Here is a 12776-nt window from a genome sequence, read left to right as displayed (position 1 = left end):
GAGCCCGGCCCGCCGGCGTCCGGGCGGTCGGCGGAGAGGCGCTAGGACGGACGCGAGCGACGCAGGAGGACGGCCGCGCCCGCGATCCACGCCAGCGTCAGCGCGATGGCCGTGCCGCTCAGGAACAGGGCGGCGGCCTCCGCCATGCCGTCGGCGGGCAGGCCGAGCGGCAGGGGGCGGTTCGCCGCGGCGAAGCCCAGGGTGGCGACGGCCCAGCCGGCGAGGATCGCGGCCAGCCCCATCACCGCCAGCCCCGCGCCCCGGCCCCGGCGGCGGCGGGGCAGGCGGGCGGCGCGGCCCAGCGCGCGCCAGGCCCGCGTGGTGTCGCCGCCGATGGCCAGGAGGGCGGGCACCAGCACCAGCACCAGGAGCATCCCGAACCCCAGCCCATAGACCAGCGTGATGACGGTGGGGCGCAGGAACTGGGCCTGGACCGACGTCTCGTAGAGCAGCGGCGTCAGGCCCAGCACGGTGGTCAGGGTGGTCAGCAGGACCGGGCGCAGGCGGTCGGCGACGGCGGCCTGGATCGCGGGGATCAGCGCCCGGTCGCACCCGTGCTCGTCCACGGACGTCACCAGCACGATGGAATCGTTGATGATGATGCCCGTCATGCCGATCAGGCCCACGACGCTGAACATCGACAGCGGCACGTCCCACCACCAATGGCCCCAGATCGCCCCGATCAGCCCGAAGGGGATGACCGCCATGATGACGGCGGGGCGCGACCAGGACGCGAAGATCCAGGCCAGGACCAGGTATATCCCCAGGAGGCAGGCCACCAGTCCGACGGTGGCGTCGGTCAGGAAGGCACGCTCCTGCTCGGCCAGGCCGCCCAGCGACCAGTCGACCCGGTGGGTGGCGGCGATGGCGGGCAGGATGTCGTCCGACAGGCTGTCGCGTATCTCGGCGGCGCGCGCGGCGTCGTCCTGGTCCATGTCGCCCGTGACGGTGACGACCGCGACCCCGTCCTCGCGCAGGATGCGGGCGAAGCCCTGCCGCACCTCGACGGTGACGATGTCGGCCAGGGCCACGTCGGCCCCGCCCGGCGCGGTCAGCCGCAGCGTATCGAGGAAGTCGGCCCGCACGTCGCCCGGGGGCAGCTCGACCCGGATCGTGCCGGTGCGGGGTCCCACGGGGAAGCTGGCCGCCTCGATCCCCGACAGGCGGTCGCGCAGCGTGCGCGACAGGGCCGCGATGTCGAAGCCCAGGGCCTGGCCCTGCGGGGTCAGGGTCAGGATCTGCTCGTCGCGGTCGTAGGGCAGGCTGTCCTGCACGCCCGACACTTCCGGGAAGCGGGCGACGGCGGCCTTCAGGTCCTCCGCGGCGGCCTTCAGGACGGGGATGTCCGCGCCCGAGAAGCGGACCGACAGGGCATCGCCCCCCGGCCCGCCGCGCCATCCGCGGAAGCTGATCTCCTCCGTCAGGGGAAGCTGACGCACCTCGTCCTGCAGGTCGGCCACGAGGGCGAAGGCGGAATAGGGGCGCAGGTCGGCGTCGATCAGTTCGATCGACAGGCCGCCCAGTTGGTCGGGGTCCTTGTCGTCCGCGCTGGCCAGCCCGCGGCCCGAATTGCCGCCGACCTCGCCCAGCACGAACCTGACGGGGTCGGCGCCGTACTCGTCGGCGTAGCGGTCGGATATGGCGGCGACGGCGCGCTGCATCTCGCGCAGCTGCGCCATGCTGTCCTCGCGCGTGGCCTCGTCGCGCATGGCGAAGTTGCCGGTGACGCTGCTACGCTCCGGGGCGTTGAAGAAGCGCCACTGCACCTCGCCCGTCAGGAACAGGGCGGCCTGGCTGGCCAGCAGGACGACGGCACCCGCGACCACGGCATAGCGGGCGGTGACGAACAGGCGGACGAGCGGGCGGAAGAGCGTGTCGCGGAACCAGTCGAAGCCGCGGTTCACCACGCGCGACGGGGCGTCGTACCACGTCTCGCGCGCCATGTGGCGAAGCGCGCCGGCCATGTGATGCGGCAGGATCAGGAAGCATTCCACCAGGGACGCGATCAGCACCGCGATCACGGTGAACGGGATGTCGGCGATCAGGTTGCCGAACCGCCCCCCGATCGCGACCAGCCCGAAGAAGGCGATCACGGTGGTCAGCGTGGCGGACAGGACGGGGGTGAACATGCGCCGCGCCGCGTTCTCGGCGGCCTGGACGGGCGGCTCGCGCAGGTGCCGGGCGCGCCAGTCGGCGTGCTCGCCCACGACGATGGCGTCGTCCACGACGATGCCCAGCGTGATGATCAGGGCGAACAGGCTGATCATGTTGATCGTCAGGCCCGCCGCCCACATCAGCGCCAGCGCGGCCATCAGGGCGGTGGGGATGCCGGCCGCGACCCAGAACGCGGTGCGCACGTTCAGGAACAGGAACAGCAGCGCCACCACCAGCGCGAGGCCCGTGACGGCGTTGTCCACCAGGACGCCGATGCGACCGGTGATGGCCTCCGCCCGGGTGTTGATCAGGTCGATGCGCACGCCGTCGGGCGCGCCGTCCAGCGCGGCCGCGGCCTCCCGCTCGACGATGCGCTGCAGCGCGATGGCGTCCCCGTCGGCGGAGCGGTCGACCCGCATCGTGACCGCCGGGTTCCCGTCCACGAAGTAGGCCCGCTCGCGGTCGGCGCCGCGGGTGCGCACGACGGCCACGTCGCCCACGGTCAGCGTGGCCCCGTCCGCGTCGCGGCGCAGTACGATCGCGGCGACCTCCTCCGCGGTGCGGCGGTTGGCGCCCGCCCGGACGCGCGCGTCCGCGCCGGTGACGTCGCCCACGGGGGCGGCGGTGGCCTCGGCGCGGATGGCGGCGGCGATCTCGGCCAAGCCGAGGGCGTGGCGCTGCAGTAATTCGGACGGCACCTCCACCGTGACGGAGGGCGCGGCCACGCCCCGCAGGGTGGTGCGGGTCACGCCGGCCGCGAACAGCTGTTCGTTGAACCCGTCCGCGAAGCGGGCCAGCTGCTCCACCCCGATGGGGCCGCTGATGACGACGTCGGTGACGCGGTCCCACCAGTTGCCCTGGCGCACGCGGGGGTCGTCGGCGTCCTCCGGCAGGTCGGTGACGGAATCGACCGACTCCTGCATGTCGGCGGCGGCCTGCGTCATGTCCTGGCCTGGCGCGAACTCGGCCGTGATCGAGGCGGACCCTTCCTGCGCCGTGGCGGAGACGTCGGATACGCCGTCGATGCCGAGGATGCCGGGCAGCAGCACCTGCACGATCCCGCGGTCCACGTCCTGCGCGCCCGCGCCGTCCCACCGGGTGGTGATGGTGATCGATTCGCTGACGACGTCGGGGAAGAACTGCGCCCGCATGTTGGGGATCGCCAGCGTGCCGGCCGCGATCATCAGCACCATCAGGAGGTTGGCCAGGGTGCGGTGGCGGGTGAAGTGCCGCAGCATCAGCCGCCCATCCGCCCTTCGATGCGCGCCACCACGTCGGCGGGCACGCGGTCCTGCTGCAGGCTGGCGACCAGACGCTCCTTGACCTCGGCGGGCATGCGGCCGCCCTCCACGAAGGCAATCAAGCGCGCGCGCCGTTCGGGGTCCAGCTCCACCAGGTCCGGCAGGGGCGGCGGGTCGGTGCCTGCGCCCGGGGCGATGGGGTCGACCAGGATGCCGGGACCCAGCGCGGGACCGCGCAGCGCGACCGCCTGCCGCCCGGCGAGCCCGTCGCCCGCGACGATCACGTCGTCGCCCTGGCGTCGCAGCACGGTGGCGCCGGCCCGTTTTAGCCTGTTCCCGTCCCCGACCAGCAGAAGCGTGCCGTCGGTGGCGACGGCCGTCGCCGGAACGACGAAGACGTCCGACAGGACGGGTTCGCGGATCTCGACCCGGACGAAGTCGCCGGGGCGGAATCCCGGGGCGGGATCGAGGCGGGCGAACACCTCCCGCCCGGTGCGGCCCTCGGCCACGACAGCGGCCTCGCGCACGATGCGGCCGGTCGTGTCCAGATCCAGCCCCAGCGCGTCCAGCACGGCGCGGACGGGTGCGCCGGTGACGTCGCCATCGGGTCCGCCCAGGCGGACGAACTGCGTCGTGGACAGGCGGAACGCGACCTCCAGGGCGCTCGGATCGAGAAGCGTGCCGAGACCTTCGTTCACCGCGACGAGGCCGCCCACGCGCACGCCCACATCCGACAGGATGCCGTCGAAGGCGGCCGTCAGCGTCCGGTCGGCCAAGTCGCGCTCCGCCTGGTCCAGGGCGATGCGGGCGCGTTCCACGGCGAGGATGGCGGCGTCGATGCGCGCCTCGGCGGTGGCCAGCGCGCCCCGACGGGTCAGGACGGTCTGGCGCGCGGCCTGCAGCGCCAGCTCCGCCGCTTCGACCGTGGCCGCCGCGCCGATGCCCCGCTGCGACAGGTCGCGGGCCCGGTCGAGCGCCTGCGCCTGGAGGTCGCGCTGCGCCTCCGCGCCGTCAAGCTCCTGCCGGGCGAGGTCGGCGGCGGTGCGGGCGACGCGCAGGTCGGCCTGCGCCCCGGACAGGTCGGCCCGGGCCAGGGCGGCTGCGGCCTCCGCGTCGGCGGGGTCCAGGCGCAGCAGCACGTCGCCCGCCGCGACCCGGCCCCCGTCGGCCCAGGCATCCGACAGTTCGACCACGCGGCCGCCCGCAGGCGCGCGCAGCTCCAACGTGCGCGCGGCGCGGACCTCGCCGAAGGCGGACAGGACGGGGGTCACGTCCTGCGGGGTCAGGTCCACCACCGCGGCGCGAAAGCTGCGTTCCTCGACGGGGCGGCCGGGGCCGCCGTCCCCGCCGCGTTCCGCGAGCGCCGACAGCGTGACCTGCACCGCCCAGGCCAGCAAGGTCACGGTCAGGGCCGCCAGGAAGAGCGCGGTCAGGCTGCGGGACAGGAATCGCATGGGGGAGAGATAAGGCGGGGGCGGGGGATTCCGAACCGGGCGGGCACGGTTTCGTGAATGGATGGCCTGCGGGACGGGTGCCCCCGGTCTTCGCGTCCCCGGGACGAACCCGAGCCGCCGTCCCCCCGGCGTCCCGCGCGGGGGCGTCACTTCCGTCGCAGATGCTCGTCCAGGCGGGGCATGATCTCGACGAAGTTGCAGGGCATGTGGCGGTAATCGAGCTGGTGGACCAGGATCTCGTCCCACGCGTCCCGGCACGCCCCGGGCGAGCCGGGCAGCGCGAACAGGTACGTCCCGCCCGCCACGCCCGCGCAGGCGCGCGACTGCACGGCGGAGGTGCCGATCTTGCCCATGCTGACGATCGTGAACATCGTGGCGAAGGCGTCGATCTCCTTTTCGTACACGTCGCGGTGCGCCTCCACCGTCACGTCGCGCCCCGTCAGCCCGGTGCCACCCGTGGTCAGCACCACGTCCACGCCGTCCTGCCCGATCCAGCGCGTCAGGTGCTCGGCGATGGCCACGCGGTCGTCGGGCACGATGTCGCGGTCGGCCAGGACGTGCCCGGCCTCCCGCAGCCGGTCGCACAGCACGTCGCCCGACCGGTCGTCCGCGACCGTCCGCGTGTCCGACACGGTCAGCACCGCGATGCGGCAGGGCAGGAAGGTCCGGTCAGGCAAAGTCGTCGCGCGAATGGCGTTCGGGCAGCTTCAGGCTTACGTCGTCGCCGAAGTTGCGGTTCACCATGCGGCCCCGGCGCACGGCGGGGCGGGCGTCGATGCGCTCGGCCCAGGCTTTCACGTGGGGATAGTCGTCCACCGAAAGGAAGGTCGCGGCGTCCCCGTACAGGCGGCCCAGGACGACCTGACCGTACCAGGGCCAGATCGCCATGTCGGCGATGGTATAGTCGCCGCCCGCCACCCATTCGACGTCCTCCAACCGCTTGTCCAGCACGTCCAACTGGCGCTTCGCCTCCATCGCGTAGCGGTTGATCGGGTATTCCAGCTTCTCGGGCGCATAGTGGTAGAAGTGCCCGAAGCCCCCGCCCAGGAAGGGCGCGCTGCCCATCTGCCAGAACAGCCAGGACAGCATCTCCGGCCGGTCGGCGCCCAGGAACGCGCCGTGGCGTTCGGCCAGGTGCAGCAGGATCGCGCCCGATTCGAAGACCCGGACGTTCGCCCCGTCGGTGCGGTCGAACAGGGCGGGGATCTTGCTGTTGGGGTTCACGTCCACGAAGCCCGATCCGAACTGGTCGCCCTCGCCGATGTCGATCAGCCAGGCGTCGTACTCGACCGGGTGGCCCGCCTCGATCAGCTCCTCGAATAGGATCGTGACCTTCACGCCGTTGGGGGTGGCGAGGGAATAGAGCTGATAGGGATGCCGGCCCACCGGCAGGTCCACGTCCTTGGTCGGGCCGCTGACCGGACGGTTGATGTTGGCGAACTGGCCGCCCGAGTCGGAGTCCCAGGTCCAGACCTTCGGGGGGGTGTACGTCATGAGGATGCTCCAATGGGGGTGTGCGGGCGCAGGCGCGCATCGAGTTCGAGGAGGTCGCGCCAGGCCAGACGCTTCGCGTCCGCATGCCGCAACAGATAGGACGGCGGCAGCATCGGCAAGACGGCGCGATCCGCCGCCTCCGCCCAGGCGCCGCGCAGGGACCGGACGTCGCGGTCGCCCAGCAGCACGTCGCAGGTCAGGCGGTCCGTGGGGATCAGGACTTCGGGATCCACCAGCGCGATCTGGCGGTCGAGGAAGGGCCGCATCATCGCCACCTCCGCCGGGGTGGGGTCGCGGTCCCCGGGCGGGTTCCACGGCACCAGGAGGGCGGAGCGGACCCCCCGTGCCCCCGCGTCGGAGTCGCGGCACAGTCCGATGGCGGCCAGCATCCGGTCGAGCAGCGCGCCCTGCGTGCCGCCCCAGGCGCGCCCGGCGCGGACGGCGTCCCGGTCGGGGGCCCCGCGCAGCAGCATGACGCGCGCCCGTGCCGGCCCATCGCCCAGCAGCGGGGCGGGCGCGCCCCGGCGCAGGTCGCAATGGGGATACGCGGCCACCGCGTCGTGCAGGGCGGCCAGGTCGGCGGGCGCGGCCGCCAGGCGGACGGCTTCCGTCGCGGGGTCCACGGCGTCGGAGGCCGGCACGGGGGCTTGCTGGGACGTGCCGCCCCGCGGCATCCGGTCGGGCAGGGCGAAGCGGTCGATCGGGCCGGGGCCCAGCGCGCAATCGACGCCCATCTCGAGCTGCCAGTCCAGCAGGGCGCGGGCGGTGGCCGGATCCAGGGTGTCGACGTCGATCGCCATGACGGATGGGTTAGCGTCACCCGCGGGGGGATGCCAGACGGCTTGCCAGGGGCCCGCCCGCCCGCCACAAGCCGCGCCATGACGTTCCGCCACCGCCACCTGCTGGGAATCGCCCCCCTGGCCCCGCCCGAGATCGTGGCCCTGCTGGATCTGGCGCAGGACTATGCGGACGCGATGCGGGGCGGGCGCAAGCACTGGGACGCGCTGCATGGGCTGACGCAGATCAACATGTTCTTCGAGAACTCGACCCGCACGCAGGCCAGCTTCGAGATCGCGGGCAAGCGCCTGGGCGCGGACGTGATGAACATGGCGATGCAGGCCTCCAGCGTCAGCAAGGGCGAGACGCTGATCGACACGGCGCTGACGCTCAACGCCATGCGGCCCGACCTGCTTGTCGTGCGCCACCCGGCGTCCGGCGCGGTGGACCTGTTGGCGCAGAAGGTCGATTGCGCCGTGCTGAACGCGGGCGACGGACGGCACGAGCATCCCACCCAGGCCCTGCTCGACGCGCTGACGATCCGCCGCAAGAAGGGTCGCCTGCACCGCCTGACGGTCGCGATCTGCGGCGACATCGCCCATAGCCGCGTGGCGCGGTCCAACCTGCACCTCCTGGGCAAGATGGAGAACCGGCTGCGCCTGGTCGGGCCGCCCACCCTGATCCCCGCGGGCGCCGCCGAGTGGGGGGTGGAGGTGTGCCACGACATGGAGAGCGGATTGCGCGACGCCGACGTGGTGATGATGCTGCGCCTGCAACGCGAGCGGATGGACGGCGCCTTCGTGCCGTCGGAGCGGGAATACTACCACCGCTATGGGCTGGACGCGGCGAAGCTGTCCGGCGCCAAGGCGGACGCCATCGTGATGCATCCGGGACCGATGAACCGCGGGGTGGAGATCGACGGTACGCTGGCCGACGACATCAACCGGTCCGTCATCCAGGAGCAGGTGGAGATGGGCGTGGCCGTCCGCATGGCCGCGATGGACCTGCTGACGCGGCATCTGCGGGCGGGGTGACGGCGCACCGGCGGGGGCGGGGATGGACCCACCCCCCGTTCCGGCGCGTTGGTCGATCGTCAGACCACGAGATCCCGGACCGTCCCATGCCCATCGAACTGCCCCCCCGCGACACCCGCGTCCACGTCTTCTCCGTGTCGGAAGGGGGCGATCCGATCCCGCACCAGACCTTTCTCGCGGCGGGGGCCGACGGCGCGGCCCTCCGCCGCGCCCTGGGCGCGGAGGTGGACACGACCCATGCGGAGGTCTTCGCCGTGAAGGACATCGCGGGAATGGGGCTGCGGGACTACGTGGCGCAGGCCCACGACGTGCCGCGCGAGGCGATGGCGGGGGACGCGGCCAAGCTGGACCACCTGTCGGGCGACGTGATCGTCCTGTCGCCCCGCGCGGTGGAGGGGGTGCGCGAACTGGACCCCGCGCCGCACCTGACCCATGTCGGCGCGTACCAGCCCGAGCAGCCCGACGCCGCCCCGCGCGATCTGCCCCCCGCGGAGCCGGCGTCGCGGCCGGCCACGCCCGCCGCCTCCACCGGGCCGACGATGGGCAACAGGACGATCGTCTGGATCGTGCTGGGCGCCGTGGTGCTGGCCGCGCTGCTGGTGCTTCTGGCCACCTGACCGCGATTGCGCCACGCCGCACCGCGCGCTAGGGCGCGCCCATGGCGACCCTGTTCACCGACGCCCGCCTGATCGATCCCGTCGCGGGGGTCGAGCGCCGCGGCGACCTGCGCGTGGTGGACGGGGCGATCGCTTCGCCCGGGCCCGCGGCGCAGGTGGTGGAATGCCGGGGCCGGTGCCTGGCGCCGGGCATCGTCGATTGGGGCGTCAAGATCGGCGAGCCGGGGGAGCGGCACAAGGAATCGTATCGCACGGCGGGGCTGGCGGCCGCGGCCGGGGGCGTGACCACGATGGTCTGCCGCCCCGACACGGCCCCCGCCCTGGACGGCCCGGAGGCCCTGGCCCACGCGACCGCCCTGTCCGCCGCCGCCCGCGTCCGCGTCCACCACATGGCCGCGCTGACCCAGGCCCGCGGCGGGCGCCAGATGACCGAGATGGGGTTCCTGGCCGCGCGCGGCGCGGTGGCCTTCACCGATGCCGACGCGGTGGTGCGCGACGCGCGCGTCTTGCTGCGCTGCCTGTCCTATGCCCGTTCGCTCGGCGCGCTCGTGGTCGGCCACCCGCAGGAGCCGACCCTGTCGGCGGGCGCCTGCGCCACGGCGGGCAAGTTCGCGTCCCTGCGCGGCCTGCCCGCGGTGCCGGCCATCGCGGAGCGCATGGGTTTGGAGCGCGACCTCGCCCTGGTGGAGCAGGCCGGCGCGCGCTGGCACGCCGATCAGGTCACGACGGCGACCGCGCTGGATGCCCTGCGCCGGGCCAAGGCGGGGGGGCTGCCGGTCACGGCGGGGGTGTCGATCCACCACCTGACGCTCAATGCGCTCGACGTGGCCGACTTCCGCACCTTCTTCAAGCTGACGCCGCCCCTGCGGGACGAGGACGACCGCCTGGCCGCCGTGGACGCGGTGGCGGACGGGACGATCGACGTGATCGGCTCGTTCCACACGCCGCAGGACGAGGAATCGAAGCGCCTGCCGTTCCAGGACGCGGCCCCGGGCGCTGTGGGGCTGGAAACGATGCTGCCCGCCGCCATGCGCCTCGTCCATGCGGGGCACCTGGACCTGCCGTCGCTGTGGCGCGCGCTGTCGCTGAACCCCGCCCGCATCCTGGGCCTGCCCGGCGGCACCTTGGAGCCGGGCGCGCCCGCCGACCTAGTCCTGTTCGACCCCGACGCGCCCTTCGTGCTGGACCGCTGGGCGTTGCGGTCGAAGGCGAAGAACACGCCGTTCGACGGCGCGCGCCTGCAGGGACGGGTGCTGGCCACCTGGGTCGGGGGCGAGCGCGTCTTCGAGCGCGAGCGCGCGCATGCCTGACCTCGCGGCGGCCCCGGCCACGCTGCTGATCGTGGCGCTGCTGGCCTACTTGCTGGGATCGGTGCCCTTCGGCATCGTGATGGCCCGTCTGTTCGGCCTGGGCGACCTGCGCAAGATCGGGTCGGGCAGCATCGGCGCGACCAACGTGCTGCGCACCGGAAACAAGCTTGCCGCGATCCTGACGCTGCTGGGCGACGCGGGCAAGGGCGGCGTCGCCGTTTTGCTGGCGCAGGCATCCGTCGGGCGGGACGCAGCACAGGTCGCGGCCCTGGCGGCGCTGCTTGGCCATGCCTACTCGGTCTTCCTGCGGTTTCGGGGCGGCAAGTCGGTCGCGACGGGCCTGGGGATCTTCGCCGTCCTGTCGCCCCCGATGGCGCTGGGCATGGCGCTGGCCTGGGTGGGAACGGCGGCGGCGCTGCGCATCTCGTCGCTCGCGGCCCTGGTCGCCTGCGCCGCCGCGCCGGTCCTGGCCGTTTGGCTGGCCCCCGACACGGTCGTCCTGACGGTCGTGCTGGCGGGCCTGATCGTCGCGTTCCACCATTCCAACATCCGCCGCCTCCTGGCCGGGACCGAGCCGCGCATCGGGCGATCGAGGACGTGACCCGCGCGCAGGACGTGGCCGACCGGCTGGACGCCCTTCCGCTGGGGACGTTCCGCGCCCGCGCGCTGGGTCACGACTGGATCGCCACGCGGTCGCTGTTCGCGGGCGGCGCGTCCGAGAAGCTGGTCGCCCGCCGTCTGGACGGGGGCGACTACGTCAGCCTGAACCTCTACCGCCTGGCCACCGGGCCCCGCCTGAAGCCGTGCGAGATGCCGGCCGAGAAGGTGGCGCGCTTCGTCGCCGACGTGACGGTGGCGGAGGCGTGATCCGGGGGCTGAATCACGTGACGCTGGCGGTGTCCGACCTGGACCGGTCGCTGGCGTTCTACCGCGACGTGCTGGGCCTTCGCGTCGCCGCCGACTGGCCGACGGGGGCCTATCTGGAGGCCGGGACGCTATGGCTGTGCCTTTCGGTGGACGACGCGGCCCGCGACCGGCCGCACCCGGACTATACCCACATGGCGTTCGACGTCGGGGCGGGGGACTTCGAAGCCCTGCGCGACCGCGTCGCCATGCATGCGGCGCCCTGGCGCGAGAACCGCAGCGAAGGGGCGTCGTTCTATTTCCTGGACCCGGACGGTCACCGGTTGGAGATCCACGTGGGCACCCTGGCCACGCGCCTGGACCGCTATCGGCGCGACCCGCCGCCGGGCATGCGCCTGCACGACTGACGGCGGAACGTCGGCGACCCTCCGGTCAGTACGCCCGCTCGGCATAGATGCGCGTCAGGTCGCCGTTCCAAGGGCCGTGGTAATCGTCCAGAAGCTCGTCCGCCGGCGTCTTGCCCGTCTCGACGCTTTCGCGCAGGGCGGACAGGAAGTGCGTCTCGTCGACGATCAGACCGTTGGCGCCCGGCACGGCGCGGGCGCGAAGGCCCGCATGGGCGATGTCCACCGCCTGCCGCGCCAGGTCGTGCATGGCGACGTCGCCCACCGTCGCGCGCAGGCCGTCGACGCTGGCGGCGACGCGCAGACCGTCCCGCGTCGCCTGGTCCCAGCCCTTCGCCAGATCCCAGGCCGCGTCCAGCGCCGCCTCGTCATAGAGCAGGCCGACCCAGAAGGCGGGCAGGGCGCACAGGCGCCGCCACGGGCCGCCGTCCGCGCCCCGCATCTCCATGTACTTCTTGATGCGCGCCTCGGGGAACAGGGTGGTCAGGTGATCCGCCCAGTCCGACAGGGTCGCGACCTCGCCCGGCAGGGCGGGCAGCTCGCCCCGCATGAAGTCGCGGAACGACATCCCCAGCGCGTCGATGTAGCGCCCGTCGCGATAAACGAAGTACATCGGCACATCGAGCGCATAGTCCACCCAGGCCTCGAACCCGAAGCCGTCCTCGAACACGAAGGCGGGGATCCCCGTGCGGTCTGCATCCAGATCCCGCCACACGCGGGACCGCCAGGACACGTGGCCGTTGGGCTTGCCCTCGAAGAACGGCGAGTTGGCGAAGAGCGCGGTCGCGACCGGTTGCAGCGCCAGGGCGACGCGCAGCTTCTTGACCATGTCGGCCTCGCTGCCGAAGTCCAGGTTGACCTGCACGGTGCAGGTTCGCCGCATCATCGTGCGCCCCATCGTGCCGACCTTGCCCATGTAGGCGTCCATCAGCTCGTAGCGGCCCTTGGGCATCAACGGCATCTCGTCGTGCGTCCAGATCGGCGCGGCGCCCAAGCCGATGAAGCGCACGCCGATCCCGTCGGCCACGCTGCGCACCTCGCGCAGATGCTCGTTCACCTCGTCGCAGGTCTGGTGGATCGTCTCGACCGGGGCGCCCGACAGCTCCAGCGCGCCGCCCGGCTCCAGCGACACGTTCGCGCCGCCCTTCTGCAGGCCGATCAGCTTGCCGCCCTCCCGCACCTCGGCCCAGCCATAGCGGTCGCGCAGGCCGGACAGCACCGCGTGGATCGAGCGTTCCCCGTCATAGGGCAGGGGCGCCAGGCTGTCAGCGCAGAAGCCGAACTTCTCGTGCTCGGTCCCGATGCGCCAATCGGCCTTGGGCTTGCAGCCCGATTCCATGTATTCCGCGAGCTGGGACCGGTCCGTGATGGGGCCGCCGCCGGATTGGGGAATGGACATGGCGGCCTCCGCTGCCTGAATGGCCCGG

At 73.0% G+C, this 12776-nt stretch carries 12 protein-coding genes; 6 read left to right on the top strand and 6 right to left on the bottom strand.

The features are described from left to right. Positions 1-41: 41 nt before the first annotated feature. The 5 genes from P0084_RS05345 to P0084_RS05325 form a co-directional block, all read right to left on the bottom strand. Positions 42-3392, bottom strand: a complete 3351-nt coding sequence (locus tag P0084_RS05345; RefSeq protein ID WP_308915778.1) for an efflux RND transporter permease subunit — start codon at positions 3390-3392, stop codon at positions 42-44. Beyond that, positions 3392-4849 carry an efflux RND transporter periplasmic adaptor subunit gene (locus P0084_RS05340; protein ID WP_308915777.1) on the bottom strand — a complete coding sequence of 486 codons (1458 nt, stop codon included), beginning with the start codon at positions 4847-4849 and terminating at the stop codon, positions 3392-3394. Before P0084_RS05340 ends, P0084_RS05345 begins: the two co-directional genes overlap by 1 nt. 146 nt (positions 4850-4995) lie before the next feature. Next, positions 4996-5526 carry a molybdenum cofactor biosynthesis protein B gene (moaB, locus tag P0084_RS05335; protein ID WP_308915776.1) on the bottom strand — a complete coding sequence of 177 codons (531 nt, stop codon included), beginning with the start codon at positions 5524-5526 and terminating at the stop codon, positions 4996-4998. After that, entirely contained in the window at positions 5519-6343 is an 825-nt protein-coding gene (yghU, locus tag P0084_RS05330; protein WP_308915775.1) for a glutathione-dependent disulfide-bond oxidoreductase, read from the bottom strand. Before yghU ends, moaB begins: the two co-directional genes overlap by 8 nt. Then, the gene (locus P0084_RS05325) at positions 6340-7143 is read right to left on the bottom strand and encodes a uracil-DNA glycosylase (protein WP_308915774.1); all 804 of its coding nucleotides are present in this window, start codon (positions 7141-7143) and stop codon (positions 6340-6342) included. The genes yghU and P0084_RS05325 overlap by 4 nt, the downstream gene beginning before the upstream one ends. A gap of 78 nt (positions 7144-7221) precedes the next feature. On the opposite strand from P0084_RS05325, the gene P0084_RS05320 reads away from it, so the two are divergent. From P0084_RS05320 to P0084_RS05295, 6 genes are all read left to right on the top strand, one after another. Continuing rightward, positions 7222-8154, top strand: a complete 933-nt coding sequence (locus P0084_RS05320; protein WP_308915773.1) for an aspartate carbamoyltransferase catalytic subunit — start codon at positions 7222-7224, stop codon at positions 8152-8154. A gap of 86 nt (positions 8155-8240) precedes the next feature. Further along, the gene (locus tag P0084_RS05315) at positions 8241-8771 is read left to right on the top strand and encodes a hypothetical protein (RefSeq protein WP_308915772.1); all 531 of its coding nucleotides are present in this window, start codon (positions 8241-8243) and stop codon (positions 8769-8771) included. Positions 8772-8812: 41 nt separating this feature from the next. After that, positions 8813-10081 carry a dihydroorotase gene (gene pyrC, locus P0084_RS05310; RefSeq protein ID WP_308915771.1) on the top strand — a complete coding sequence of 423 codons (1269 nt, stop codon included), beginning with the start codon at positions 8813-8815 and terminating at the stop codon, positions 10079-10081. Continuing rightward, on the top strand, positions 10074-10682 hold the full coding sequence (gene plsY / locus P0084_RS05305) for a glycerol-3-phosphate 1-O-acyltransferase PlsY (RefSeq protein WP_308915770.1): 609 nt from the start codon (positions 10074-10076) through the stop codon (positions 10680-10682). The genes pyrC and plsY overlap by 8 nt, the downstream gene beginning before the upstream one ends. After that, entirely contained in the window at positions 10679-10948 is a 270-nt protein-coding gene (locus P0084_RS05300; RefSeq protein ID WP_308915769.1) for a hypothetical protein, read from the top strand. The genes plsY and P0084_RS05300 overlap by 4 nt, the downstream gene beginning before the upstream one ends. After that, positions 10945-11352, top strand: a complete 408-nt coding sequence (locus P0084_RS05295) for a VOC family protein (RefSeq protein ID WP_308915768.1) — start codon at positions 10945-10947, stop codon at positions 11350-11352. The genes P0084_RS05300 and P0084_RS05295 overlap by 4 nt, the downstream gene beginning before the upstream one ends. A 25-nt stretch (positions 11353-11377) precedes the next feature. Here the strand turns inward: P0084_RS05295 and P0084_RS05290 are convergent, their stop codons facing one another. Beyond that, a complete protein-coding gene (locus tag P0084_RS05290; RefSeq protein WP_308915767.1) occupies positions 11378-12748 on the bottom strand; it encodes a glutamate--cysteine ligase in 1371 nt (456 codons plus the stop codon). Between the last annotated feature and the right edge of the window lie 28 nt (positions 12749-12776).

Source organism: Jannaschia maritima, assembly GCF_030973515.1.
Classification (GTDB): Bacteria; Pseudomonadota; Alphaproteobacteria; order Rhodobacterales; family Rhodobacteraceae; genus Jannaschia; species Jannaschia maritima.
Note: the sequence above shows the minus strand (reverse complement) of the source record. Positions and strands in the feature narration are given on the sequence as shown.